Annotated in this window: 18 protein-coding genes and 1 pseudogene; 11 read left to right on the top strand and 8 right to left on the bottom strand. The window is 61.3% G+C overall.

The genetic code is table 11. The features are described 5' to 3' along the window. Nucleotides 1-221 (bottom strand): annotated as a pseudogene (locus BMY84_RS16175) (electron transfer flavoprotein subunit beta/FixA family protein); the annotation flags it as partial. Nucleotides 222-348: 127 nt separating this feature from the next. Here BMY84_RS16175 and BMY84_RS16170 point away from each other — a divergent pair. Continuing rightward, nucleotides 349-1,080 carry a FadR/GntR family transcriptional regulator gene (locus tag BMY84_RS16170; RefSeq protein WP_093085200.1) on the top strand — a complete coding sequence of 244 codons (732 nt, stop codon included), beginning with the start codon at nucleotides 349-351 and terminating at the stop codon, nucleotides 1,078-1,080. 139 nt (nucleotides 1,081-1,219) lie between these two features. Then, nucleotides 1,220-2,392, top strand: a complete 1,173-nt coding sequence (locus tag BMY84_RS16165; RefSeq protein WP_256215277.1) for a CaiB/BaiF CoA transferase family protein — start codon at nucleotides 1,220-1,222, stop codon at nucleotides 2,390-2,392. Between the two features lie 77 nt (nucleotides 2,393-2,469). On the opposite strand, the gene BMY84_RS16160 is transcribed toward BMY84_RS16165, so the two are convergent. Continuing rightward, nucleotides 2,470-3,609: an acyl-CoA dehydrogenase family protein gene (locus BMY84_RS16160; protein WP_093085198.1), complete on the bottom strand. Its 1,140-nt coding sequence runs from the start codon at nucleotides 3,607-3,609 to the stop codon at nucleotides 2,470-2,472. A 191-nt stretch (nucleotides 3,610-3,800) separates the two neighbouring features. Here BMY84_RS16160 and BMY84_RS16155 point away from each other — a divergent pair, with 191 nt between their 5' ends. After that, complete coding sequence (locus tag BMY84_RS16155; protein ID WP_093085197.1) at nucleotides 3,801-5,033, top strand: LysR family transcriptional regulator; 1,233 nt, start codon at nucleotides 3,801-3,803, stop codon at nucleotides 5,031-5,033. 30 nt (nucleotides 5,034-5,063) lie between these two features. Here the strand turns inward: BMY84_RS16155 and BMY84_RS16150 are convergent, their stop codons facing one another. The 5 genes from BMY84_RS16150 to BMY84_RS16130 form a co-directional block, all read right to left on the bottom strand. Then, entirely contained in the window at nucleotides 5,064-6,551 is a 1,488-nt protein-coding gene (locus tag BMY84_RS16150) for an aldehyde dehydrogenase family protein (protein WP_093085196.1), read from the bottom strand. Nucleotides 6,552-6,573: 22 nt separating this feature from the next. Beyond that, nucleotides 6,574-8,202 carry a GMC family oxidoreductase gene (locus tag BMY84_RS16145; protein WP_093085195.1) on the bottom strand — a complete coding sequence of 543 codons (1,629 nt, stop codon included), beginning with the start codon at nucleotides 8,200-8,202 and terminating at the stop codon, nucleotides 6,574-6,576. Further along, a complete protein-coding gene (locus BMY84_RS16140; protein ID WP_256215276.1) occupies nucleotides 8,199-9,554 on the bottom strand; it encodes an MFS transporter in 1,356 nt (451 codons plus the stop codon). The genes BMY84_RS16145 and BMY84_RS16140 overlap by 4 nt, the downstream gene beginning before the upstream one ends. A gap of 80 nt (nucleotides 9,555-9,634) precedes the next feature. Then, nucleotides 9,635-10,567, bottom strand: coding sequence for a PDR/VanB family oxidoreductase (locus BMY84_RS16135; RefSeq protein WP_093085193.1), 933 nt, complete (start codon nucleotides 10,565-10,567; stop codon nucleotides 9,635-9,637). Between the two features lie 146 nt (nucleotides 10,568-10,713). Continuing rightward, nucleotides 10,714-12,027, bottom strand: coding sequence for a Rieske 2Fe-2S domain-containing protein (locus BMY84_RS16130; protein ID WP_256215275.1), 1,314 nt, complete (start codon nucleotides 12,025-12,027; stop codon nucleotides 10,714-10,716). Nucleotides 12,028-12,248: 221 nt separating this feature from the next. Here BMY84_RS16130 and BMY84_RS16120 point away from each other — a divergent pair, with 221 nt between their 5' ends. The 4 genes from BMY84_RS16120 (at nucleotide 12,249) to BMY84_RS16105 (ending at nucleotide 17,348) form a co-directional block, all read left to right on the top strand. Beyond that, complete coding sequence (locus BMY84_RS16120; protein WP_256215274.1) at nucleotides 12,249-14,507, top strand: TonB-dependent receptor; 2,259 nt, start codon at nucleotides 12,249-12,251, stop codon at nucleotides 14,505-14,507. Nucleotides 14,508-14,564: 57 nt separating this feature from the next. Next, nucleotides 14,565-15,344 (top strand): SDR family NAD(P)-dependent oxidoreductase, encoded by a 780-nt coding sequence (locus BMY84_RS16115; RefSeq protein WP_093085190.1) that lies wholly within the window; start codon nucleotides 14,565-14,567, stop codon nucleotides 15,342-15,344. Between the two features lie 146 nt (nucleotides 15,345-15,490). Next, the gene (locus BMY84_RS16110; RefSeq protein WP_093085188.1) at nucleotides 15,491-16,534 is read left to right on the top strand and encodes an aromatic ring-hydroxylating dioxygenase subunit alpha; all 1,044 of its coding nucleotides are present in this window, start codon (nucleotides 15,491-15,493) and stop codon (nucleotides 16,532-16,534) included. Nucleotides 16,535-16,604: 70 nt separating this feature from the next. After that, a complete protein-coding gene (locus BMY84_RS16105; protein WP_093085187.1) occupies nucleotides 16,605-17,348 on the top strand; it encodes a MerR family transcriptional regulator in 744 nt (247 codons plus the stop codon). Here the strand turns inward: BMY84_RS16105 and BMY84_RS16100 are convergent. Continuing rightward, entirely contained in the window at nucleotides 17,323-18,426 is a 1,104-nt protein-coding gene (locus BMY84_RS16100) for an NAD(P)-dependent alcohol dehydrogenase (protein WP_093085185.1), read from the bottom strand. The two genes, BMY84_RS16105 and BMY84_RS16100, sit on opposite strands and share 26 nt — an antisense overlap. Before the next feature lie 223 nt (nucleotides 18,427-18,649). On the opposite strand from BMY84_RS16100, the gene BMY84_RS16095 reads away from it, so the two are divergent. The 4 genes from BMY84_RS16095 (at nucleotide 18,650) to BMY84_RS16075 (ending at nucleotide 25,868) form a co-directional block, all read left to right on the top strand. Beyond that, nucleotides 18,650-19,951 carry a cytochrome P450 gene (locus BMY84_RS16095; protein ID WP_093085184.1) on the top strand — a complete coding sequence of 434 codons (1,302 nt, stop codon included), beginning with the start codon at nucleotides 18,650-18,652 and terminating at the stop codon, nucleotides 19,949-19,951. Between the two features lie 85 nt (nucleotides 19,952-20,036). After that, complete coding sequence (locus tag BMY84_RS16090) at nucleotides 20,037-22,403, top strand: TonB-dependent receptor (RefSeq protein WP_093085182.1); 2,367 nt, start codon at nucleotides 20,037-20,039, stop codon at nucleotides 22,401-22,403. 66 nt (nucleotides 22,404-22,469) lie between these two features. Continuing rightward, nucleotides 22,470-23,978 carry an aldehyde dehydrogenase family protein gene (locus BMY84_RS16085; RefSeq protein ID WP_305825969.1) on the top strand — a complete coding sequence of 503 codons (1,509 nt, stop codon included), beginning with the start codon at nucleotides 22,470-22,472 and terminating at the stop codon, nucleotides 23,976-23,978. Between the two features lie 948 nt (nucleotides 23,979-24,926). Continuing rightward, a complete protein-coding gene (locus BMY84_RS16075) occupies nucleotides 24,927-25,868 on the top strand; it encodes an aldo/keto reductase (RefSeq protein ID WP_093085179.1) in 942 nt (313 codons plus the stop codon). The last annotated feature ends 140 nt before the right edge of the window (nucleotides 25,869-26,008 follow it).

Raw genomic sequence — 26,008 nt, 5'->3', positions numbered from 1 at the left:
GTCCGCAGCGTATCCTGCGCCTTCGCCACACCGATCGACACCGCCACGACCTCGGTCGCCACGCCCTTTTCCTTCAGGCGAATGGCTTCCTCGACTGCGATCTCGTCAAACGGGTTCATGCTCATCTTGACGTTCGCAAGCTCCACGCCCGTCCCGTCAGACTTCACGCGCGGCTTCACATTATAGTCAATCACCCGCTTCACGGGCACAAGGATCTTCATGGGGCCTCCATTTCCTAATGGTCGGACCATTAAGAATATCGATGGGACTGTCAATAGGGTTCGGTCCGGCCATTGCACCTTTGAAGACGGCCATTATAGATTGGCGCTATCATTTGGAGCTCATGCCATGGCGCCCACGCCTTCGACCAAACCCAGTTTCGCCCCCATCAAGACGCAGCGGGCGTTTGAAATCATCTGCGAACAGATACGGGCGCAACTGGCTGCGGGCACGTTGAAGACAGGCGATAAATTGCCGGCCGAACGGGAACTGGCAACAGAATTTCAGGTCAGCCGCAGCGCCCTGCGGGAAGCGTTGCGCAGTCTGGAGGTCGCGGGCATCATCCGCAATGTGAAGGGCGTGAAGGGCGGGGCCTTCGTGCAGACGGCCGAGCCGGATCGCATCGTGCAGGCGATGCAGGATTATGTGCATCTGGGCGATATCTCGCTGGCCGAACTGACAGAGGCACGGCTGGCGCTTCAGGATATCATCGTGCGACTGGCATGCGAGCGGGCGTCCGAGGCCGATCTGGCCGATCTGGAAGCGATCGCCGCGCGGACGAAGCAGGAAAGCGATGTCGAAGCGCGCTATCAATGTGCGGTGGAATATTATGCGGTGCTGGCCCGTGCGACGGGGAACCGCATTTTCGGCATTTTCGTGGATTCGCTCTCTGCGATCCTGCACGAGTTTGTGCAGGGGCCGGATTATGAGATGCTGCAACAGTCGCTGATCGAATCTCGTTTCAAACTGGTGCGCCATCTGCGCGCCAAGGACAGCGATGCAGCCGTCGCGGAAATGCGCAAGCATCTGGAGCGCGTGCATCGCCATGTTCGCAAGAACAGCAAGGCAGCCAGGGGCTGATAGCCGCCATAATCCAGTAATCGGGCTTGGGCCTTTCCGTACCGCCATCTGGCAGTTGACCCGTCTCGCGCCTCATGTGATAGGTAGGACCATTAAATATTAAGTCCTAATCATGGGTGAGGATATGGCGGAAAACGGGATGGCGGTCAGCACAGGGGCATTGGACGGGGTGCGCGTGCTGGATTTTACCAGCGTCATGGCGGGGCCCTTCGCCACGCGGATGCTGGCCGATCTGGGCGCGCAGGTGATCAAGGTGGAGTCGCTGGAGGGGGATCAGGTGCGGGCGCGGCCGCCGCTGCGCGAAGGGTTCAGTGCCTATTTCGGCAACCTCAATGCCGGCAAGCAGAGCATCGCCTGCAATCTGAAGTCGCCCGAGATGGTGGCGCTGATCAGGCAGATGGTTGCAACCTGTGATGTGCTGGTGGAAAATTTCAGGCCCGGCGTGATGCAGCGGTTCGGGCTGGATTATGCCAGCCTGCGGGACATCAATCCCCGCCTCATCTATTGTTCCATCTCCGGCTATGGCCAGACGGGGCCAAAGGCGCTGTTTCCGGCCTATGCGCCCGTCATCCATGCGGCCAGCGGCTTCGACATGGTCAATCTACGCTATCAGGACGGAGCGGACCGACCGGCGACCAGCGGCATATTTGTCGCGGACGTTCTGGGTGGCACCCATGCCTTCGGCGCGATTCAGGCCGCTCTCTATCAGCGCGAGCGGACGGGCAAGGGGCAGTATATCGATGTTTCCATGTTGGAAGCGATGGTCGGCATGCTGGTGTTCGAAACGCAGGAGGCGCAATTTCCCGGCGACGCCCGGCGTCCGCTCTATACGCCGCTCAAGACGCGCGATGGGTTCATCATGGTTGCGCCGACATCTCCGCGCAATTTCGAACAGCTTGCCGATGCGGTGGGCCATCCGGAATGGAGGGACGATCCGCGCTTCCGCACCAATGCCGATCGTAACGCCAATTGGGCAGCCCTGCTGGCCTTGACCGAAAAATGGACGGAGCAGCATCTTGCCGAGGAAGCGGAAACGATCCTTTCGCGCCACGGCGTCCCCTGCGCGCGCTATCGCGAGATAGGCGAACTGCTGGACGATCCGCAACTGGCGGTGCGTGGCGCCTTTGCCGAGATAGGCGATGGCGCCGGGCGCTACAAAGTGTCCAATCCGCCCTTCCGCATGAGTGGTTCCCGGGTCGAGGCGCGCGATCATGTGTCATGTCTGGGGCAGGATGGTGCAGCGCTTCTGGCCGGGCTTGGGCTGGATGAAGGCCGGATCGCAGCCTTGCGAGAGAAGGGCGATCTGCTCTGACAGGAAAAAAGGGCGGGGATATCCCGCCCCCCGTAAAGATCGAATGGCGGGAGGCGTTGCGCGTCCCGCCCTTCATTTTATCGCAGCAGTTCGCGCGCGATCGTGTTCTTCTGGATTTCCGAAGATCCTTCATAGATGCGGGTGATGCGAATGTCGCGATAGAGGCGTTCGACCGCAAAGCCCCGGCAATAGCCGGTGCCGCCGAAGATCTGGACCGCCGTGTCCACTGTGCGACTGCCCGCTTCGGTGGCGAATAATTTGGCCATGGACGCCAGTTCGCGGCGCTTCTCGCCCTGATCATAACGCCAGGCGGCGTCGAGCAGGATCAAGCGAGCGGCCCGCATGTCGGTTGCCATGGTGGCGATATAGTGGCGGATCGCCTGGAAATCGGAAATCACGCCACCAAAAGCCGGGCGTTGCTTCGATTCCTCGATCGCCAGTTCCAGCGCATATTCGCCCATGCCCACCGCGGTCGCGCCGACATTCATGCGGCCTTCGTTCAACCCTTCGAGCGCATAATGAAAACCGCGCCCCAGTTCGCCGATCAGGGCGTCGGGGCCGACCTGGCATTCATCGAAGCTGAGTTCGAAGACGCCCGGTGTTGCGGTGCCCATCAGTTCGATCGTACCGGTGACCGAGAAGCCGGGCGTGTCGGCCGGCATCAGGAAGGCGGAGATGCCGCCGCGTGCGCCTGCCGATTTGTCCGTATAGGCATAGACGATCACATATTTGGCCTTCTTGCCATTCGATATGAATGTCTTGCTGCCGTTGATCACCCACCCGTCGGCGTTGCGGACGGCGGTGGTGCGCATCGAACCCGGGTCCGAACCGCTATTGGGCTCGGTCAGGGCGAAGGCGATCGGAATTTCGCCGGTTGCCATGCCGGGCAGCAGGGCTTCGCGCTGCGCTTCCGATGCATGATACATGATATTCTTGGCGCCCGGCCCCATCAGCGGGCGCAGTTCGGTCCAGAATTGCGGAGGCAGGCGCGCAAGTTCGATCTGCACCGCCGCCTGCGCGAGGGCGCCAAGGCCAAGCCCGCCATATTGTTCGGGCAGGGCCATGCCGAAATAGCCATTGTCGACCAATGTCTGGCGGACGATCGGCGGGACATTGCCGGTTTCCTGAAATTCGATCTCATAAGGCAAAAGGTCGCGGACGATAGTGCGCGTCACCTCGCAAAATTCCCGGACATCGTCTGGCAGTTCAAAATCCATGGGCAACCTCCTTGTCACTCGAATCCGCAGCATGGCTATGCTGTTGTTCGAAATGGTCCTACCATTTATCAAATGGTCAGTCCATTAAAAGCTTTGATGCTATTGGCGGGTGCGAAATCATCCTCTAGGAGTCGTAGGCAAGCCTGACAGCCCGGAAAGGGCGCGGGTGGAGGGTAACAAGAGTAAGCGGCATGGCGACCGATCCGTTCGACCTCAATCTGCGGCACCTGCGCGCTTTGCTGGCAATACGCGAACATGGCAGCATCACGGCCGCGGCCGATGTCGTGAGCCTGTCCCAGCCGGCCCTGACCCAGGGATTGGCCAAGCTGGAGCGGCAGTTCGGCTATAGTTTTTTCGAAAGGCGATCGGGCGGAATGGTCCCCACGGCGATGGGGGAGATCGTCATCGAGCGGGCCAGCGCAGCGCTGGACCATTTGTCGCAGGCGGCCAAGGGTCTGTCAGGCGTGTTTCAATATCCCGAACGGCTGATGACGATGACGCAGTTGCGGGCATTTCTGGCGCTGGCAGAAGCGGGCAGTTTTGCGGCGGCCGCCCATGGCAGCACTTTGTCGCAAACGGCCGTGCACCGGGCCGTCGGCGATCTGGAACATATGATCGGCGGCAAGCTGGTGGAACGGCGGGGGCGGGCGGTATGGCTCAATTCTGCCGGCAAGAAGCTGGCGCGCGGTACGCGCTTGGCTGTCGCGGAGATCGTGGCGGCGCTGGCCGATATCGGGCGGGATAGTGGCAGCGGCAGTGAATTGATCGCCTTTGGTGCCCTGCCGCTGTCTCGCCCCTATCTGGTGCCGGCCGCCATGGCCCGGATGGCGCGAAGCGATCCGCGCGCGGCCTTCAAGGTGCTGGAAGGCAGTTGGCGTGAACTGGTCGAACCGCTGCGCGATGGCGTGATCGACATCATCGTCGGCGCGTTGCGTCCTTATGAGATCGCCGACCTTTATCAATTGCCGCTGACGGAAGATCGGCTGGTGATTGCGGCCGGCAGCCAGCATCCGCTTGCCGGCGTGGAGAAGCCGAGCATGGAGCAACTGGCGGCCTATCCCTGGATCGTCGCGCCCGCCAACACGCCGCTGCGCGAGCAATGGGAGACGCTGTTTCCCGAAGGGATGATGCCCGCCACGCCTGTCGAATGCGGATCGGTCATGATCATCGGCCGATTGCTGACCGAAGCCAATTTCCTGACATTGCTCTCGCCGGATCAGGTCGCGCTCCAGATCCGAAGCGGATTGCTGACGCAGGTCGGGCCGGCGCTGGAAGGCACGAAGCGCGTGGTGGGCATCACGACCCGGCGCAGTTGGCGGCCCACGGCCACCCAGCGTCGGTTTCTGGAAATGCTGGGCGATGCGGCCAAGGGCGAACGGGCGGAGGGCTCTGGTCCCGATCTGCGCGAGTCCGGCTGGGTCTAACTCACCGGGGCGCAGATCAGAAAGTCGGTGTCAGTCGAGCTTCATCCAGACAGCCTTGGTTTCCAGATAATCCTCAATATGGTGCGGCCCGGATTCCCGGCCAAAGCCGCTCATCTTGTAACCGCCGAAGGGCACCGCCGGATCAAGCATCTGATAGCAATTGACCCAGACCGATCCTGCGCGAATGCCGCGCGCCATGCGATGCGCCGTCGCCAGATCGCGGGTCCACACGCCGCTGCCCAGGCCGAATTCCGTCGCATTGGCGCGGGCCAATACCTCTTCGATCGTGTCGAAGGTGAAGGCGGACAGGACCGGGCCGAAAATTTCCTCGCGCGCGATGGTCATGTCGTCCGCGACCCCGGTGAAGATGGTCGGTTCGATGAAATAGCCGGCATCATAGCCTGCGCCGCGCATGCGGTTGCCGCCGGTCAGCGGCTGCGCGCCTTCCTTGTGCGCGCTGTCGATGAAGGCCAGAATCTTGTCCATCTGCGGGGCAGAGACGACCGGGCCGATCTGGGTTTCCGGATCGAGCGGATCGCCGACACGGATCGTTTTGGTATAGGCGGCGAGGCGCTCCATAAATTCGTCATGGATCGTGGATTGCACGAAAAGGCGCGTGCCGGCCGAACAGATTTGCCCGGCATTGGCGAACACGGCCATGGCGGCGGCGGGAACCGCCTTGTCCAGATCGGCATCGGCAAAGACGATGTTAGGCGACTTGCCACCCAGTTCGACGGTGACGCGCTTCATGGTCGGTGCGGCGGCATGGAGGATTTTCTCGCCGACGCCGGTAGAGCCGGTGAAGGCGATCTTGTCGACATCGGGGTGGCTGGACAGGGCTGCCCCGGCATCGCCCAGTCCTGTGACGATGTTGATGACCCCTTCGGGCACGCCTGCCTCCAGGCACAATTCACCAAAGCGCAGGGCCGACAGTGGCGTCTGCTCGGCGGGCTTCATGACAAGGGTGCAGCCGGTGGCCAGAACCGGCCCGGCTTTCCAGACGGACATGCCGATGGGACCGTTCCAGGGGTTGATCGCGGCAACGACGCCGATCGGTTCCTTGAGCGTGTGGGAGATGACATCGCCCGGTGCATTATTGTCGATGGTGTCGCCGGTGATCAGCATCGCCTGCCCCGCATAATAGCGCAGCAGTGCGCCGGCCCGTGCCTTGCCCATGATGGTGCGGCTATAGGGCGCGCCAAGGTCCAGCGTGTCGAGCATCGCCAGTTCCTCGAAATGCTCTTCGACCAGATCGGCGAGGCGCAGCATGATGCGTTGGCGCTCGACCGGCTTCATCCGGCGCCAGGGGCCTTCAAAGGCAGCACGGGCAGCCTTTACCGCACGATCGACATCCTCTGCGCCACCTTGCGCCACCGTGCCGAGCAATTCACCCGTGGCGGGGTTGCGGGTCTCGAAACGCTTGCCGGACAGGGCGGGCACACGCTTGCCGCCGATCAGCATATCTTGCTGCGGTGTGTCGAGCAGGGCTGGGCGGGGCGGGATGGTCATCATGTTCATGGCATTCTCTCCGATGCCGCGATCAGGCGGCGATATTCGATTGATGGGCGTCTTCCAGAATGAAGCGCGCCGCCCGCTCCGCGATCATCATGGTGGGCGCGGATGTGTTGCCGCTGATGATCTCCGGCATGACCGAGGCATCGACCACGCGCAGGCCGGCCACACCGCGGACGCGCAGGCGCCCGTCGACCACGGCCATGGGATCGTTGTCCGGTCCCATCTTGCAGGTGCCGGTCGGGTGGTAGGCGGTGTTGACGATCTTGCGCAGGGCAGCGTCAATTTCCGCGTCGCTTTGATATTGCGCGCCCGGTTCGATCTCCGCGCCGGTCATGGCGGCGAGCGCAGGCTGGGCGAAGATGCGCCGGGCTTCGCGGAAGCCGGCGATCAGGGTCTTCATGTCATAGGGATCGGCGAAGAAATTGGGATCGATCACCGGCTTGTCTTCCGGCCGGTTGCTGGCGAGGCGCACCGATCCGGCGCTTTTGGGGCGAAGCAACTGGATCAGCGCCATATAGCCGTGGCGGCGGGGAATAGCGCGAGCGTCGATCTTCAGCCCGACCAGAAAGGTGATCTGGATGTCAGGCCGACCGCTCCCGTCGGTGCAGAGGAAACCGCCGCATTCGGCGACGTTGGACGCCAGCATGCCGGTGCGGTTGGCCAGATATTTCAGCGGGCTGGCAAGGATGCGGGGCAACGCCTTGGCCGAGATGGCGTAGGATTCTCCCGAAGGATTTTCCATCGCGACATGGACTGTCGGATGGTCCTGAAGATGCTGCCCGACACCGGGCAGATGGTGGACCAGATCGATCCCCATGTCCTTCAGATGGTCCTGCGGGCCGATGCCGGACAGCATCAGCAGTTGCGGCGAATTGGTGGCGCCAGCGCACAGGATGATCTCTCGCCGGGCGCTCACCGTGCGACGCGCGCCGTTCTTCTCGATCTCCAGGCCGACGGCCCGGCCGCGATCGAACAGGATGCGGCGCACCATGGTTTCGTCCAGAACCGTCAGGTTGGCGCGTCCCAGCGCGGGATGCAGGAAAGCGCGCGCGCTCGACAGGCGCGTGCCGTTGCGCTGGTTGAGGTCATAGCGGCCAAAGCCGTCCTGCCGTTCGCCCGCAAAATCCTCGTTGTGATGATGGCCTGCCTGCGCCGCCGCATCGACGATGGCGCTTGCGATCGGATTCCAGCTTTTGGGTTTCTGGACGTCCAACTCGCCACCCTTGCCATGCCATGCTTTGTCAGGCCCGGCATAATTTTCCACGGCCTTGAAGGCGGGAAGCACGTCGGCATAGGACCAGCCGCCATTGCCGGCATCGGCCCAGGCGTCATAGTCTGCCTTCTGGCCCCTTATATAGACGCCGCCATTGATCGCGCTGCACCCGCCGAACAGCTTGCCGCGCGGGAAATTGATCTGGCGGTCGTGGACGGCGGCATTGCCGGACAGCGACTGTTTCCAATTATATTTCTCATGGGGCAGCAGGAAGATATTCCCCACCGGCATGGCGGTCTTGATGTTGACCGGCCATTTCCTGTCGGACGGTCCGGCTTCGATCAGGGCGACGCGATTGGCTGGATCGGCGGACAGGCGATTGGCCATCAGGCTGCCGGCTGAGCCGGAACCGATCACGATATAGTCGAAGGCGTCGCTCATATGTGCATGTCCTTGCGGCCGAGCCGGGGGATATGGCCCCGCACGGCGATGAAACCCAGGGCGTTGACCAGCATCAATGCGGCCAGGGCGCCAAAGAAGCCCAGATTGCTCCAGCCGATCAATAGGGCGCCGGCTATCGCGCTGACGATCGCGCCTGCCCGCCCGGCCGCGCCCATCAGCCCAAGGCCCCGCGCGCGCAAGGCGGTGGGAAAGGCATGGGCGCCGACCGCGAACATGGCGGATTGGGCAGCGCTGGCGAAGAGGCCGAGCGCACCGAGGCAGGCGAGTACCGCCGCTTCATTGCGACCGCCATCGATCGGCAGCAGGGCCAGTGTCGCGCACACGCTCGCGCCGACGACAGCCATCAGGATCAGGACCGGGCGCGACCCGAAGCGGATGATGGCAAGGCTGGCGATCATAGCGCCGATGGTGCCGCCCATGTTGAAGCTGGTCAGGCCAAGGCTGGCCGTCTGAAGGCTGAACCCCGCGCTGGTCAGCATCGTCGGCGCCCAGTTGAACATCAGGTAGATCATGAACATGCCCGAAAACATCGCGATCGACAGCGCCATTGTATCGCGCAGCAGCGCCGACCCGAACAGGTTACGCATGGGTTCGTAATGCGCGGCTTCGCGCGTTGCGTGCGCCTGATGCGCGACCGATGCCGGATCGGGATGACCGATGCGGCGCAATATATGGTCCAGTTCGTCGGCACGATCAGGGCGTTGCATGAGATAGCGGGGCGATTCCGGCAGCACCGACCATAGCCAGGTAACGAAAATCAGCGTCACCGTGCCACCAATGTAGAAGAGCCAGCGCCAGCCAAGGCCGGGCAGGATCAGGGCGGCGGCGATCCCGCCCAATATCCCGCCGATGGAGACGCAGACGACGCCGAATGTCACGGCGATGCTGCGCCAGCGAACCGGGGTGAATTCCGCGATCATCGCGCTCGCCGTGCCCGGCACGCCGCCCAGTCCGACGCCTGCCAGCATCTTGAGCATCGCCACCTGCCACAGAGCATCGGTGAAGCCGGTCAGCAGCGTGGCGACGCCGAAGATGGCGACACCGATGATCAATGCACCGCGTCGCCCGAACCGGTCACCGACCCAGCCCGACGTCAAGGTGCCCACGGCCATGCCGACAAACCCCAGCGCAAACACCGATCCCAGCGCTTCCCGACCGATGCCCCATTGCTTGAGCAAAGACGGCGCAGCCAGACCGAGCATCTGGTTGTCGAGCCCGTCGAGGATGACGGTGGCGGCAATCATCAGCACCGACCATAGCTGGAAAGCCGACATCGGCAGGTCGTCCAGCATGGATTGCGGGCTGCTGCTGTCTATCGTGGCAACCGCCAAGACATTCTCCTTACACTTGGGCCGTTTTCGACCGCTTATTCATTTTCTGGTCCGGCATTTGAAAACCGGAATTTCGATTTTTAGATGTCGAGCACTAGCGTTGCGGTTTTGGAACCCGAACAGCAGACCATGATCGATGTGTTGGCGGCCTTGTCCTCATCGGTCAGGAAATGGTCGCGATGGTCGGGGACGCCGCCCAGCACCCTTACTTCACAGGTGCCGCAAATCCCCTCGGCGCAGGCAAAGCCGATATCGACCCCGGCGCTCAGCAGAGCGTCCAGCATGGTTTCGCCTTCATCGACACTGATGGTCTTGCCGCTCTTGGCCAGTTCCAGTGTATAGCCGCCCTCGGTGGCGACTTCCGTTTCTGCGGAGAAATATTCGATATGGGCATGGCCCTTGGGACGGTCGCAATTGGTGGCGACGAATGCGTCGAGCATGCCGCCGGGGCCGCAGCAATACAGATGCGCATCGGCAGGAGCGGCGGCACAGATGGCGGCGAGGTCCAGCCTGCGGCCACCGGGGATGCCGTCATAGGCGATTTCCACCCGATCATGGTCGGACAGGCGATCGACATAGGCCGCACGATCCGGGCTGGCGGCGACATAATGGAGTTCCCAGCTACGCCCCAGCTTTTCCAGCCGGGCGATCATCGGCAGCATCGGGGTAATACCGATGCCGCCCGCGATCATCACCGTGTGGCTGGCATCTTCCACCATCGGGAAATTATTCTTCGGGTCCGAAATGTCCAGAATCTGGCCGACGCGCCATTGTTCATGAATGTGGCGCGATCCGCCCCGGCTGTCGATCGCATGATGCACCGCGATCTCATAATAGCCGCGAATGGCCGGGTCGTTGACCAGCGAGTAGCTGCGGGCGAGGCCGGCTGACAACTGGACATCGACATGGGCACCCGGTTCGAATGCGGGCATCAGGCCGCCGTCCACGGGTTCCAATATATAGCTGTTGATCCCTTCCGCTTCCCAACGGATGTTCTTCAATCTTGCGCGCATCTGCCTCTCCATCCGGTGCGATGCGTGTCTTGGCAGGGCCGGACCGTCATGGATCGACGGACCGGACAAGCCGCAAAGCATTTCGTCACCCTCATATCCTTGTTCAGGAGGCCGGCGCATGGATCGCGCCGACCCCGATTGTCATTCTATTCCGCCGCCTCGACCTGTTCGGGCCAGCGCACCGCCTTGGCCAACGCGGCTTCATAGGCGTTGGCAAGCGTGTCATTGGGATCATGCAGGAAAGATCCGGCACGGGCACGATAGAAGATGCTCGGATCTTCGATGCCCGGCGGCAGGATGCCCTTGTTCGCCAGCGCACGGGCCGCCAGCAGCACACGGCGGCGCACACGCGCGATCATCTGGTCGGTCGGGGCCAGATTTTCGAAACTATGGTCCGTGATCGGTCCCATGCTCTCCGTCACCGCCTGATCCTGCATGGTGATATTGGGGATGCCGGTGAACTGCGTGCCGTTGCGCTGCGATTCCCGATCGATGGCCCAGTCATTGGCCTGGCTGTCGGGCGATCGCCAGCGGCCATACCAGTCGGTCGTGTTGGGCGCATATTCCAGCGGCGCGAACAGTGGCGTCCCGTCCTTGAGCGTCGAGGTGTAGGCCGGATTGCCGGCATCGACGCCACAGGTGATGTCGAACAGCATGGAATGCTCGTCGTCCATCGGCACCCAGGCGCGGGCAATGGCGCGGGTGTGGAAGCGGTTGTTGGGTGTCTGCGTCCAGAAGGGAAACATATAATGGGCGACGCGCCAGCTCATCTGGCCATCGTCGTTCGGGCGATAGCCGCCATACATCACGCCCCAGTCGGACTGTGCGACCTCATATTCCGGTGCGCGGTTGAGCACGGTCGGGCGCATCGGATGATCTTCATCCAGATCGTCCGCCTCAAGCGAACCGACATGGAGGAAGCCGACATGGCTGGTGTCGATGTCGCCCTCCAGCGCCTGAAGCCAGTTGCAATCGCGTTGCAGGCACCAGATTTCCGCGTCGGGATGCATGGTCGCCTCGATTTCGGGCAGCGGCGGCGGGCTGGCCTGATTTTCGCCCATATAGACCCAGATCAGGCCATTGGCCTCATAGGTCTTGTAAGCCTTGGCATGCACCTTTTCTTTGAAATCCATGCGCGCCGGGACGGACGGCATGTCGACGCATTTGCCGTCCACATCGAATTTCCAGCCATGATAGACGCAGCGAATGCCATTCTGCTCGTTGCGACCGATGAACAGCGATGCGCAACGATGCGGGCAGCGATGGTCCATGATGCCGACGCGGCCTGAACTGTCTCGGAAAGCGATCAGCTTTTCGCACAATATCATCAGGCGGACCGGGTCGCCATCCGCCGTCACTTCGGACGACAGGCAGGCTGGCAGCCAATATTGACGCATCATCGTGCCCATGATCGTTCCCGGTCCCACCCGGGTCATGTCGGCGCTATCACTGGACTGCATGGCTCAGCCTCTTCCTTGTCTTTGTTGTTGTACCCTGGCCGTGATCTTGCTGGGTCACGACACATGAAATCTTGTTCCTCCTAGCTAGAGGGTCGCTCGCGGTGACCCCAATCGGAATGTGGTCGGACCATTCAATAATCGGGACGATGTTATTGCACGTCTCTTCCTTTTGCTGCTTCACGGTGCCCAGGCGGCACCAAGCCGCGTCGTTAAGGGAGAGTATGGGTATGCCTTTCAGCTTCAAATCCTCGGTCGCAGCATCGGCCATCATTGCCATGATGGTCGCCGCGCCGGCCTGGTCACAGACGGATCAGGGCGCGCCGCAGGATGCCGCCCCGCAGGCCAATATGCTGCCCGAAGATATTGTCGTGACGGCGGAGCGTCGCGAATCGACCGTGCGTGAAGTGCCATTTTCGATTGCTGCCTTTGGCGGGGAACTGCTGCGTCAGTCGCAGGTGTTCAGCCCCGCGGCGCTGACCCAGCAGATGCCCGGCATCACCGTGAACACGGCGGACAAGTCGCTGTCGATCGTCGCGATCCGCGGCAATGTGTCGACCTTCCGCACGGCCACGCTCGATACGCCGGTCGCCTATTTCATGGACGACGTCTATTATGTCTTCAACAATGACCTGAACGCCAATTTCTTCGACACGCAACGGGTCGAGGTGCTGCGCGGGCCGCAGGGTACGCTGTTCGGTCGCAATGTCGTGGGTGGTGCGATCGCCGTCATCAGCAATAATCCGGAGATGAAGGAAGACTGGTTCGGTCAGGTAACGGCAGGCAATGGCGCCTATGTCCGCACCGAAGGCATGGTGAACGGCGTGCTGGTGGACGACAAGCTGGCCTTTCGCGCGGCATTCAGCACGGAAACGTCGAACGGGTTGATCGATACGCCCAACCAGAAGGGCAGCTATGGCAAGACCGATGGCGTCGCGATGCGCGGCAAATTGCTGTTCCAGCCGACCGATACGCTCAAGATCGTCCTGTCGGGGGACTATAGCTATACGCAGGGCAATGGTGGCGCGATCAGCCTGGGCATCGGCGGCAATCAGGTCGTTCCCGCCACCTTTGGCGACTATGACGACAGCAAGTGGACAAATAACGACTTTGCCCGCTCGCCTTATCGACAGCGGCTGCGCGGGGGCTATCTGCGCGGCGATCTGGATCTGTTCGGCGGCACGCTGACGTCGATCACAGGCTATCGGATGAATGATAGCCATGCGATCAACGACGATGTGCCGGTCGCCACGCAGGTTCCCGTCTTCGATCGTCGTCAGGTCGTGAAGAATCGCAGTTTCACGCAGGAAGTCCGCTTCGCCTCCGCGCCGGGCCGCCTGTCCTATGTGGTGGGCGCCTATTTCCTGTCGGCGGATGTCTCGACCACGAACATCTTCTACTACAGCCCGCTGCCCGGATCGGCCGTCAACGCGACTGTCCGGCGCAATCCGGGCGTGACCAACATCACGCGCGAGCAGGAAGGCAATGTGCGCAGCCTCGCAGCTTTCGGTGAGGCGACGTTCGAGGTCACCGACGGCCTGTCGCTGGTTGCGGGTGGACGCTACACGTCGGATCGGAAGAAGATCGACTATCACGCCTTCTCCACCACCGACGCGGGCGCGATTCCCGGATTCGGCTTCCCCGGCGAAGTGTTCGCGTCGGGCGGCAAGACATGGAATGCCTTCACGCCGCGGGTGACGGTCAAATATCGTCCGATGCAGAATGTGAATCTCTATGCCACCTGGGCAAAGGGCTTCAAGTCGGGCGGCTTCGTCGACAATGCCTATCGCAACCCGACGATTCCGCTGGAGCCGGAAAAGGCGCAAAATTACGAAATCGGCGCGAAGACGCGACTGTTCGACAATATGCTCGATTTCAACGTCGCGCTGTTCAAGCAGAAGACGAAAAACCTCCAGAATTTCTCCGGCGCGGGTGGCATTGCCCATACCTATAATGGCACGTTGAAGATGAAGGGGATCGAGGTTGAATCCGTGCTCCGGCCGGTCGACGGTCTGCGCCTGACCGGCAACTGGACGCATCTTGTCGGCACTTACAGCGACTTGCGCGATCCGCTGGTCAATCTCGATTATTCCGGCAATCCGGCGAAATTCGCGCCGCGGGACAGCTTCACGGTCGGTGCCAGCTATGATCTGGCGATGGCGAACGGTGCCAAGATCACGCCGCAGGCCGATTTCAACTATTCCGCGCGCATCTCGACCGACGACGCCAATACGCTGCGTCTTTACGACAGTCTCTATAATGACACGAAGGGGCGGACGCTCAACGCGCGGCTGAACTATGAAAGTGCCGACGGGCGCTGGACGGTCGGCGTCTGGGGCAAGAACCTCACCAACAATTATCAGATCGTCAATGCAGACGACATCACCGCCTTTCTGGCGGTGCCGGGCAACGGCACGACTTATTGGAAAATCTTCACCAACACGCCGCGCACCTATGGTGTGACGCTGTCGCTGCGCCCCTGACGCCGATGCAATCGGGGAGGGGCCTTGGCCTCTCCCCTCCATTTTACAGGATGAACGATGGCCGAAAATTTCGAACTTCCCGCCAATGGCAGCTTCTCCTTTGCCGGGCGGGCTGCGCTTGTCACGGGAGGCGGACGGGGCGTCGGCGAAGCCGTGGCGCGGGAAATCCATGCCGGCGGCGGGCGGGTCGCGGTCAGCGATGTGGACAGTGACGTGGCGCAGGCCGTTGCCCACTCCCTCGATCCGTCGGGAGAGACGGCGATAGCGCTGAAGCTGGACGTGCGCGAAAAATCGAATTTCCTGGCGGCCAGGGACCAGATCACGGCGCTCTGGGGCAAGACCGATATAGTGGTCAACAATGCCGGCTTTGCCAAGCGGACGCCGACGCAGGACATCAGTCCGGAGGAATTTGACCTGATCGTCCAGATCAACATGCGCAGCGTATTCCTGAGCTGCCAGATATTTTCCGAACATATGCGCGAAAATGGCTATGGGCGGATCGTCAACATCACTTCGCTCGCCGGGCAGAATGGCGGCACCGTGGCCTCGCCCCATTATGCCGCGTCAAAGGCCGGGGCGATCATGCTGACCAAATATTTCGCGCGCTATCTGGCCGGGACTGGCGTTACAGTAAACGCCATCGCGCCGGGGCCGATCGACACGGCCAAGGCGCGCCTGTCCCCCGAACAGATTGCCAGGGTCGAAGCGGAAGTGCCGGTGGGGCGCTTCATGGCCGTGGGCGAAATCGCAGCCGCCACGGCGCTGCTGGCATCCGACCGGGGCGGCTTCTTCGTCGGGGCGACGCTGGACATGAACGGAGGCCTCTATCTGCGCTGATCCCGGTTCGCGACGTTCGTTTCCCGTTTTTCTTATGGCTTTATGGCATTGCGATTGGCGCCCGCCGCTTGGGCCTCCATAATCGCAACCAACAATAGGGTAGCGCCGGAACCGTCGAACGGGCCGGCCGAACAGATGGAGAGCTTATGTTCATTTACAACGCCTGGTATGTGGCCGCCTTTGCCGCCGATATCGAGCCCGGCAAGACGCTGGGACGCAGGTATCTGAACAAGGCGGTCGTGCTGTTTCGGACCGAAGATGGCGAGATCTCGGCGCTGGAAGATCGGTGCAGCCACCGGGCCATGCCTCTGTCCGCCGGCCATGTCGAAGGCAATATCCTGCGCTGCTGCTATCATGGCGTGGAATTTGACGGTCGCGGCACCTGCACCCGTATTCCCAATCAGGCCCGTATTCCGGCATCTGCCAATGTCCGCCACTATCCCGTGGTCGAAAAGGATCATCTGATCTGGATCTGGATGGGCGAACCGGCGCTGGCCGACCCCAGCGTGATCGTCGACAGTCCCGAACATAATGATCCGGCCTGGACCTGGCGGCCCTATACTTTCCCGGTGAAGTCGAACTGGCAGTTGATCATCGACAATATCATGGACCTGACCCATGTACCCTATATCCATGCGCGCACGATCGGGGGCAATCCGGAGCAACATTATAACGCGGATACCAAGGTCGAATTTGACGGCCGCCGCGTGACCTTGCTGCGCAAGATGCCCAATTCGATCCCGCCCAAATCCTATATCGATGCCGGTGGTTTCAAGGGGCGCGTCGATCGCTGGCAGGAAGTGCGGTTCGAACCGGGTATCGGCATGACCTGCCGGGTCAATGCCGGTGGCTGCGATGCGGGGACCGGCGCCTATGAAGGGCGTCGCGACAACGGCTTCATGTTGGCGAACAATCATTTCATCACGCCGGAAACGGAAACGACCAGCCACTATCTCTGGACGATCTGCACGACTGCGCCGAAGGAAAGCGGGGTGCCCGCCACGCTGTTCGATCAGTTTTTCGATACCATCACCGAAGATGAGGAAACGCTGGAGGCGCAGCAGCGCCGGATCGATGATGAGCCCGGACGGCCTTTCGTCGGCATCGCCAGCGACGGCGCGGTCAACCAGGCACGTCGCCTGCTGAGCAATATGCAGGAAGCGGAAGAAGGTGGAAAGGTCGCGGCCTGATGCCACGCCCTTGCGTATGTCGCTAACATAGTGGCTTGCTCCCGCCGCTGCCCCATGCTGTAGCGCATCTATGAAGATGCGCGAGCTGGAGCAGCGGACCGGGGTCCACAGGGAAACGATCCGCGTCTATCTTCGCGAAGGATTGATTCCAGAGCCGGAAAGGCCACGCAAGACCGTCGCCGACTATGGCGAGGAGCATGTGCAGGCCATATTGGCGGTGCGGCGGTTACAACGCGAAAACCGGCTGACCCTGGCACAGATCAAGGCGATCATCGCGGGGGAAGGCACCGAGGCACGGGTAGAGGCCAGCGCCTTCGACCAACTGGAACAACTGGTCGCGCACCGGGTCGGGGCTGACGGGCCGCCGGTGACCGTCGCCTCTCTGCTCGATCGCTATCCCCATGCGGCAGAGGATGCGCGCACGCTGGCGAAGATCGGCATATTGGACATCATCGATACCGAACAGGGGGAAGCGCTCAGCATCACCTGCGCGCAGCTCGTGCGGCTATGGGGCGATATGCGCAAGGCCGGGTTCGACCAGCAGCTCGACTATAGGCCGGACATTCTGGGCTTCTACACCGAGGCTGCGGATTTCGTCGGGCGATGGGAAGCGACCACCTTCATGGAGCGGGTCGAAGGGCATATCGATGTCGAAAAGGCTGCGACCATGGTCGAGCATGCTTTGCCGCTCATGCTCGATTTCTTCGGTCTGATGCGTCAGCGCGCTTTCTTCCGCCATGTCGAGGCGATCCGTGCCGGCGAAGAAACGGATCGCCCCACACAGGGCATCAGGCCATCGTCAGGACAGCCTTGACGCACCGCCCGGCATGCTGGTCGGCCACGGCCTGGTTGATATCCTCCAACCGGTAGCGAGTGATCAGCTTTTCGAACGGGAAAAGCCCCTTTGCGTTAAGGGCAACCAGTTCGGGCAGGAATGTCTGCGGATCGGCATTGCCTTCCGTCACGCCGCAAATGCTGATGCCCAGGGACAGCATGTGCAGGATGTTGAGGCCGATCGCTGCGTCGAGCGTTTTGGGGACGCCGACCATGGCCAGGCGCCCCAGGGGGGCAAGCGCCGCTATGCCGGAATGGATGGCCGGGACGACACCCGACGTGTCCAGCACGCAATGGACTCCCTGTGGCTGGACCGCGCGTAATTGTTCGGCAGTGTCGCCCGCCGTCACATCGATTGTGCCGGTCGCGCCCAGATCGACGGCCATGGCGCGGCGACTCTCCAGAGGATCGGCCACGATGATCTGGCCGGCGTCCAATGCCCTGGCGGCCATGACGGCGCTCAGGCCGACCGGACCACCGCCGATGATGAGGATCGATTCGCCCGCTTGCAGCTTGAGCGCGTGCATCACCGCCCCGGCGCCCGTCATGATGCCGCAGCCTAGCGGACCCAGCAGTTCCAGCGGCGCGTCGGTCGGCATTTTCACCAGATTTTGCGCGGCTATGATGGCGTAGGTGCCGAAGGAGGACTGGCCGAAGAAATGGCTGCTGACGGGGGTCTGGCCGTCATGCAGGCATGTTGATCCGTCAGTGCGGTGGCCGCCGAAATTCAGCGGGGCGAAGTCGCGGCAATAGGCAGGCTGACCGGCATCGCATTGCGGGCAGGCGCGGCAGGCGGCAAACCCCATGACGACAGCATCACCCGGCGCAATCGATGTCACGGCATCGCCCACAGCCTCCACGATACCGGCTCCTTCATGCCCCAGCACGGCGGGCAGGGGCACCGGCAATATCTGGTCGCGTACGACAAGGTCGGTATGGCAAAGGCCCGTCGCGACGACGCGCACCAATGCCTCGTTTGGGCGCAATTCTCCCAGTGTCAGACGTTCGACACTGAAGTCCCCGCCTGCGGTCCGGGCGACGGCTGCCTCTATTTCCATGTACATCCTCCTATTCAAACTTGGTGTCGTCCATTCAAATGCAGGGACGGATAAGGGATGACTGATGGATGTGATCCGCAGAAATCCGTCATTTCCGTTCGCCGAAAGCCTGAATGGTCGGACCTGTTTTTACGATTGACCGACACCCTTGTCCACTATTACGTAATAGGCATACGCAATACGCAAATGTCCTGAGAATGGCGTAACCGGAGAGGGTAGATTCATGGCGACTTCGCTGGATGCTGACACGCGTCCCATCATTCCAGACGATATCGCGCGGATCGTAATCGCGCCGAAAAGCTACACGGATGACGCGACCATCTATCGCGCGTTCAAATGGCTTCGCGAACATATGCCTTTGGGGATTGCACAGGTGCCCGGCTATGACCCGCTCTGGATCGTGACCAGGCATGCCGACATTCGAGAGATTGAGCGGAACGCCAAGCTGTTCCACAATGCCGATCATAACCCGGTTCTGAACGATCAGGCATCCGATGCCTTCACGCGGGAAATCACCGGCGGCACGACGCGGCTCCTGTCGTCGCTGACCTATATGGACCCGCCCGAACATGCCTCCTACCGCATGCTGACGGCCAACTGGTTCCTGCCCGGCAAGGTCAGCAAGCTGGAAGAGCAAATCCGGGTGCTGGCGCGCCAGTCGGTCGACAATCTGCTCAGCTTTGACGGCGAGTGCGATTTCGTGCGCGACTTTGCGCTGCATTATCCGCTGCGGGTTATCATGACGCTGTTCGGCGTGCCGCCCGAAGACGAACCGAAGATGTTGAAGCTTACGCAGGAATTTTTCGGCGTCCATGATCCGGAGGAGCAGCGTCCGGAAATGGCGGCGGACCCGGTCGTCGCGGCCAGACAATGGGCGGCTTCGATAGAGGATTTCTACGTCTATTTCGACAAGCTCAGCGCCCAGCGCCGCGAGCAGCCAACCGACGATCTCCTGTCGCTCATCGCCAATTCCCGGATCAACGGCGCGCCGATCCCGCGCGATGAAGCCAATGGCTATTATGTGGCGATTGCGACGGCTGGCCATGACACGACATCGTCGTCCACGGCGGGCGGCCTGCATGGCATGATGGTCTATCCGGAAAATTGGGCGAAGGTGAAGGCCGACCCCGGCCTCATACCCGGTCTTGTCGACGAAGCGATCCGCTGGACCAGTCCGGTCAAGCATTTCATGCGCAACGCCACTGCCGACACGCAGGTTCGCGGTATGGACATCCGCTCCATGGAACGGCTGATGATCTGCTATCCGTCCGGCAACCGCGACGAGGATGTCTTCACCGACGCCGACCGGTTCGACATCACCCGCTCGCCCAATCCGCATATCGCCTTCGGCTTCGGCCCGCACATGTGTCTGGGCCAGCATCTTGCCAAGCTGGAGATGCGTATCCTGTTCGAGGAATTGCTGCCGCATTTGCAGTCGGTCGAGATGGCGGGTGATCCCCGACTGGTCGAGACCAATTTTGTCGGCGGTTACAAGGCGCTGCCGATCCGTTTCAAGAAAGCCTGATTTTTCAAGGCCGGGACATCGCTCAGGCGGGACCGGCACATGGCCCAGGGGTGGAATATCCGGGCGACAATGGGAGGAGTCTGAAATGCACAACAGGATGATCTTGCTGGTTGCGAGCGTATCGGCGGTCGCGCTGCAATCACCGGCCTTTGCACAGGCCGATACGGTGCCCCAGGCGCAGCAGCCGGTGGGCCTGGGCGATATCGTCGTGACGGCCCAGAAGCGGGAGCAGGCCATCAACGACGTGCCGCTCTCGATCACGGCGGCATCGGGCGAAAAGCTGGCCAGCCAGGGCGTCGCCAATGTCGCTGATCTGGTGAAGATCGTGCCCGGCTTCAACTATACCGAAAGCGCCTTTTCCACGCCGGTCTATACGCTGCGCGGCATCGGCTTCTACGACACCAGCCTTGCCGCGAAGCCGACGGTCAGCATCTATCAGGATCAGGTGCCGATCCCCTTTTCGATCATGACGCGCGGCGCGACGCTGGATCTGGAACGGGTCGAGGTGCTGAAGGGACCACAGGGCACGCTGTTCGGATCGAACGCGACCGGCGGTGCGATCAACTATATCGCGGCCAAGCCGACTTCAACTTTCAAGGCCGGGCTGGATGCCGGGGTGGACAGTTTCGGACAGGTCAGTGGTGGCGGGTTCATCAGCGGACCGATCAGCGACACGCTGACCGCGCGGGTGGCGGTGCGAACGGAGCAGGGCGGCGCCTGGCAGCGCAGCTATACCCGTGATGAAAAGCTGGGCGATCGCAATTTTACCACGGGTCGCATCCTCCTCGATTTCGAGCCATCGGACGGCGTGCGGTTTTCGCTGAACCTCAATGGCTTCATCGACAAGAGCGATGGGCAGGCTGGGCAGTTGATCGGCGTGGTGCCCCTGGGCAATCCCGCGCGACTGGGGCCGCTCGCCACCTATCCGATCGCGCCACGCAACAACCGCGATGCCGACTGGACGCCGGAGCAGAAGCCCAAACGCGACGACTGGTTTTATCAGGCCGCTTTCCGCGGTGACATCGACCTGACCGATGACATCACCCTGACGTCGATCAGCAGCTATTCCCAATATCATAACGATCAGGACATCGATCCTGATGGCGTGGCGCTGCGCGATTATTTCTACAACACCACGGGCAAGATTACGGCGCTGTCGCAGGAATTGCGGTTGCAGGGCCGTGTCGGCGGCCTGACCTATATTCTGGGCGGCAATTATGCGCGGGAAAAAACCTATCAGCAGGATGATGCCGGTCCCTATGATCAGTCCACGCCGGCCTATAATTTCGTCGATGCCGGCCTTGGCATCCCTTTCTTCGTCTATAGCCAATATGCGCGGCAGAAATTCGTGAACAAGGCGGTGTTCGCCAATCTCGATTATGACATTGGCGACACGATCACCCTGCATGGCGGGGTGCGCTATACCAAGACCAATATCGATTTTGTCGGTTGTACGGCCGATCGCGGCTTTGCACTGGGGCAGGGCATCCAGAATCTGGTCAACTTCATTCGTAGTGGCGCAGGGCTGGCGCCCATCTCCATCGCGGAAGATGCGTGCGTGACCATCGACGGGTCGACACTGACCGTGGGAGAAGTGCAGCGCACGCTGAACGAGGATAATGTCTCCTGGCGCGCGGGTATCGATTATAAGCCGAGCAAGGATGTCCTGCTCTACGCATCGGTCAGCAAGGGCTACAAGTCCGGCAGTTTCCCCATGCTGTCGGCCAGCGATGCGAACCAGTTCAATCCGGTCACGCAGGAATCCATCACCGCCTATGAAATTGGCGCGAAGCTGACGGTTCTGGAAAATACCGCCCAGATCAATGGTGCGCTCTTCTATTATGACTATAGCGACAAGCAGTTGAAGGGGCGGGTGATCGCCAATCCCGACGTGTTCGGGCCGCTGGAAGCTCTGGTAAATGTTCCCAAAAGCCGGGTGCAGGGCGCGGAACTGCAACTGGATCTGGCGCCCACGGATGGATTGCGCGTCAGCATCGGCGCGACCTATCTGGACACCAAAATCAAGGGCAGTTTCGTCAACTATGACAGCTACGGCAATCAGGTCGATTTCGGCGGCTCGGCCTTCCCCTATACGCCCAAGTTCCAGATCGTGACCGACGCGCAATATGACTGGGCTTTGAGCGACGATGTGGAGGCCTTTGTCGGCGCGAACCTGAATTTCCAGAGCGATACCAAGGCCGTTCTGGGTAATGCCCGCGCCACGCCATCGGCCGATCTTTCCGCGCAGGGCGGACTGACGATCGAGGATTACACGCTGATCGATCTCCGGGCGGGGCTTTCGTTCGACGACAAGCGCTACAAGATCAGCGCCTTCGTCCGGAATCTCGGCAACGCCTATTACTGGACCAACGCCACGCGCATCACCGACACGACGGTCCGCTTCGCAGGGCGCCCGCGCACCTTCGGGGTCAATCTGTCGGCGCGTTTCTGAACGCTCTCCCCTGGGCCGCGCCATGAAAGGCGGCGCGGCTCCTTCTTGTTTGCTGGAGAAAAGACGATGAATGCACCCATGTTCGCCGCCCATCGCCTTCATGGTGACGTCGGGCATCAGGTTCGCCTGCCCACGACCCGCATGCTGATCGGTGGCGATTGGGAAGAGGCGGCGGATGGGCGTAGCATCGATGTCGAGGACCCTGCGACCGGACAGATATTCGCCAATGTGCCGGCGGGCACCGCAGCGGATGTAGACCGGGCCGTGAAGCGCGCGAGGGCCGCGTTCGAATCCGCCGCATGGTCGCGCATGCGGCCGCTGGATCGGGGCAGGATCATCGAGACGATCGCGCGCAAGATCGAGGAAAATGCGCAGGAACTGGCGCTTCTGGAAAGCTATGATAATGGCAAGGCGGTGCATCATGCGCTGGCGGTAGACGTGCCGGCGGCCGTGGATATCTTCCGCTACATGGCGGGATGGACGTCCAAGATCCATGGGCAGGTCAATCCTATTTCCGGCGATGGCCGCCAATATCACAGCTATTCGGTGCGCGAACCGATTGGCGTGGTCGGCCAGATCGTGCCCTGGAATTATCCCCTCGCCATGGCCGCGTGGAAGATCGCCTCGGCGCTCGCGGCAGGCTGTACCATCGTGCTCAAGCCTTCCGAAGTGACGCCCCTCACCGCGCTGCGACTGGCGGAACTGGCGCTGGAGGCAGGGCTGCCCGAAGGCGTGCTCAATATCGTGACGGGCTATGGCCATGAGGCCGGACAGGCCCTGGTGGAGCATCCAGGCATCGACAAGATTGCCTTCACCGGATCGACCCGTGTGGGCAAGCAGATCGTGCAGACCGCGGCACGAGATCTGAAGCGCGTGACGCTGGAACTGGGCGGAAAATCGCCGTCGCTCATCTTCGCCGATGCGGATATCGAAAAGGCGTCACTGGGCGCAGCGCTCGCCATATTCTTCAATTCCGGGCAGGTCTGCCTTGCCGCATCGCGCCTCTATGTCGAACGGTCGGTGTTCGATCAGGTCGTGGACGGCGTGGCGCAGGCGGCGAAGCAGTTCAAACTGGGGAACGGTCGTGATCCCGACACGATGCTGGGCCCGCTGGTGTCGCGGGCCCAGCAGGGCAGGGTGCTCGACTATATCGAACAGGGGCGGGCGAGCGGCGCGGAACTGGTGACGGGCGGCAAGGTCGGCGCAGATGCCGGCTATTTCGTCGAGCCGACGATCTTCGCCAATCCATCAGCGGACGCATCGATCGTGCGCGAGGAGATTTTCGGTCCCGTGCTCGTCGCCACGCCCTTTGACGATGTCGAGGAAGTCATCAGGACGGCGAACGATACCCGCTATGGTCTGGCCGCCAACATCTGGACCCGCGATCTCTCACGCGCCCATCTGACCGCGCGCAAGTTGCAGGCCGGCACAGTGTGGATCAACACCCATGGCATGAATGATCCCTCCGCCCCCTTTGGCGGCGTCAAGGAAAGCGGCTGGGGGCGCGAAGTCGGCGAAGAAGGGGTTCTCCACTATACCGAAACGAAGACCGTCACGGCACTTCTGGCTGATTGACTGACCATAGAAGGTCCAGACTGACCATAATGCTCAATGTCATTGTTCTTGTCGGCGGGAAGCCCGCTGTGACTTGCCGATAAGTTTCAGCAGATATCTCGCGCAGGCAGATTTGGAACCGGTGGCGGCTGATGGTGCATTTCTGAACGCAAGGCTCGAAGGGAGAAACCTCCCTTTGCCCGTTTCGATCGAGGCTTGATCAAGAAGAAACGGTGATTGGCGCAATTGCCGATAGTATCACTGTGGCGAGCATGGGATGTCCCGTGCGCAGATATGCATGAAAGGGCAGGGGCTTGAGCCATTCGGTGCCGTCATGGCGTCGAACAAATCGGACTGGCTCTGCGGCGAATGGAAACCGCGTCATCAGTCAGGCGCAAACATCCCGGTTTCATGAACTGAGATCATAACCTCGTCCGCAAATCATGATCTAATCGGGCGCTGACCGCTGCCCTAAATGGGGACGACATAACGCATTTCTCATCGGGAAGAAGCAATGCCCGTCTCGACATTGGCTCGCGATACCGTGCTGCCTGATCAATCGCCTGCCACTGTGATCCGCTACCCCCTCCGGATAATGGCCGTTCTCACAGGGCTGCTTGCTGCACTGGCAGGCTGGACGGGCTGGGGCGGCCTTGTCGGCCTGTTTTCCGCTGCTTGGCTTCAGTGCACTTAATGGCCTAATCGTTGCCAATTCGCTCGCTGGTGCGCTGGCTGTCTGGCCCGATCGGGCCGGCGCCGCTTCCGCGCTGGTCGGATCGATTCAATATGGCAGCGGCATCATCGGCTCTGCACTGGTCGGCCTGCTTGCAGATGGGACGCCCTGGCCGCTTGGTCTGGTCATCGGTGGTGCTGGCATTGGCTGCATGTTCTGCACATGCCTTCTGCCCAGAGACTGATCAATTTCCAGAAACAGGGGCAACTGCATCGTTCAATGAAAGGAACAGGCACATGAAAACACGTCAATTGGGCACCAGCGGACTGCATGTCTCCGCGCTCGGTTTTGGGTGCATGGGGCTGGATTTCAGCTATGGTCACAAACTCAGCCGGGACGAGGGCATCGCCCTGATCCGCCAGGCGGTTGATCGCGGCGTCACATTCTTCGACACCGCAGAAATCTATGGTCCCTTAACGAATGAGGATATGGTGGGCGAGGCGCTGGCGCCGGTCCGCGATCAGGTGGTCATCGCCACCAAGTTCGGCTTCGACATCGATCCGGCTACCGCGCAGGTCAATGGTGTCTCCAGTCGGCCGGAAGGCATTCGGGCAATCGTAGAGCGCTCACTCAAGCGACTGGGGATCGAGACGATCGATCTTCTGTACCAGCATCGCGTCGACCCCAAGGTGCCGATCGAAGATGTTGCCGGCGCGGTGAAGGCGCTTGTCGACGAAGGCAAGGTCAAGCATTTCGGCCTATCCGAACCGGGCGCCCGGACATTGCGTCGGACCCATGCGGTCCTGCCGGTTGCGGCGGTTGCATTCCGGGAATATTTGTCTGAACCGCTGATCGCGGCGATTCCTGTTGGAAATGACCTTCTATTGAAATCAGAAGTCGTCATCAGCGATATCGATGATCAGCCATTCATCATGTATTCCCCCGATGCTGCACGATATTTTCATGATATTATTACCGCGCTTTTCGATCAGTCCCAAATTGCGCCGCGCGTGGCGCACCAGATTGGCCAGATGCATTCGATGCTGGCGCTTGTCGATGCCGGTTTCGGCATGGCGCTCGTGCCAGAAGTGGCTTCCCGCCTTCGTTTTCCCAATGTGGCCTTCCGCCCCATCCCATCGATTGCCCAATGGCCCGCGAAGCTGAATCTCATCTGGCGGGAGGACAACGAAAATCCGGCGCTTAAGCGTTTCATGGATAGTATGAACGACAATTGGTGAGGGCGCGGCAGGCCATTATCGAATTTGGGTCTCCCGCAACGGCATGGGCCTGACCTTCACAAGAATTGAGATAATTTTCAGCGTCGATAGCAGAAACCCGATCCGCCTCCGTATCCACCATTGAAAGTTAGAAATTCAAT

Source organism: Sphingobium sp. AP50 (assembly GCF_900109095.1).
GTDB lineage: Bacteria > Pseudomonadota > Alphaproteobacteria > Sphingomonadales > Sphingomonadaceae > Sphingobium.
This window is presented reverse-complemented; position numbering and strand designations above follow the sequence as displayed.

Excerpts from the sequence above, each read along its gene's own strand:
- BMY84_RS16170 (WP_093085200.1), top strand. The coding sequence starts at position 349 with ATGGCGCCCACGCCTTCGACCAAACCCAGTTTCGCCCCCATCAAGACG.
- BMY84_RS16165 (WP_256215277.1), top strand. The coding sequence starts at position 1,220 with ATGGCGGTCAGCACAGGGGCATTGGACGGGGTGCGCGTGCTGGATTTT.
- BMY84_RS16160 (WP_093085198.1), bottom strand. The coding sequence starts at position 3,609 with ATGGATTTTGAACTGCCAGACGATGTCCGGGAATTTTGCGAGGTGACG.
- BMY84_RS16155 (WP_093085197.1), top strand. The coding sequence starts at position 3,801 with ATGGCGACCGATCCGTTCGACCTCAATCTGCGGCACCTGCGCGCTTTG.
- BMY84_RS16150 (WP_093085196.1), bottom strand. The coding sequence starts at position 6,551 with ATGAACATGATGACCATCCCGCCCCGCCCAGCCCTGCTCGACACACCG.
- BMY84_RS16145 (WP_093085195.1), bottom strand. The coding sequence starts at position 8,202 with ATGAGCGACGCCTTCGACTATATCGTGATCGGTTCCGGCTCAGCCGGC.
- BMY84_RS16135 (WP_093085193.1), bottom strand. The coding sequence starts at position 10,567 with ATGCGCGCAAGATTGAAGAACATCCGTTGGGAAGCGGAAGGGATCAAC.
- BMY84_RS16130 (WP_256215275.1), bottom strand. The coding sequence starts at position 12,027 with ATGCAGTCCAGTGATAGCGCCGACATGACCCGGGTGGGACCGGGAACG.
- BMY84_RS16120 (WP_256215274.1), top strand. The coding sequence starts at position 12,249 with ATGGGTATGCCTTTCAGCTTCAAATCCTCGGTCGCAGCATCGGCCATC.
- BMY84_RS16115 (WP_093085190.1), top strand. The coding sequence starts at position 14,565 with ATGGCCGAAAATTTCGAACTTCCCGCCAATGGCAGCTTCTCCTTTGCC.
- BMY84_RS16110 (WP_093085188.1), top strand. The coding sequence starts at position 15,491 with ATGTTCATTTACAACGCCTGGTATGTGGCCGCCTTTGCCGCCGATATC.
- BMY84_RS16105 (WP_093085187.1), top strand. The coding sequence starts at position 16,605 with ATGAAGATGCGCGAGCTGGAGCAGCGGACCGGGGTCCACAGGGAAACG.
- BMY84_RS16100 (WP_093085185.1), bottom strand. The coding sequence starts at position 18,426 with ATGGAAATAGAGGCAGCCGTCGCCCGGACCGCAGGCGGGGACTTCAGT.
- BMY84_RS16095 (WP_093085184.1), top strand. The coding sequence starts at position 18,650 with ATGGCGACTTCGCTGGATGCTGACACGCGTCCCATCATTCCAGACGAT.
- BMY84_RS16090 (WP_093085182.1), top strand. The coding sequence starts at position 20,037 with ATGCACAACAGGATGATCTTGCTGGTTGCGAGCGTATCGGCGGTCGCG.
- BMY84_RS16085 (WP_305825969.1), top strand. The coding sequence starts at position 22,470 with ATGAATGCACCCATGTTCGCCGCCCATCGCCTTCATGGTGACGTCGGG.
- BMY84_RS16075 (WP_093085179.1), top strand. The coding sequence starts at position 24,927 with ATGAAAACACGTCAATTGGGCACCAGCGGACTGCATGTCTCCGCGCTC.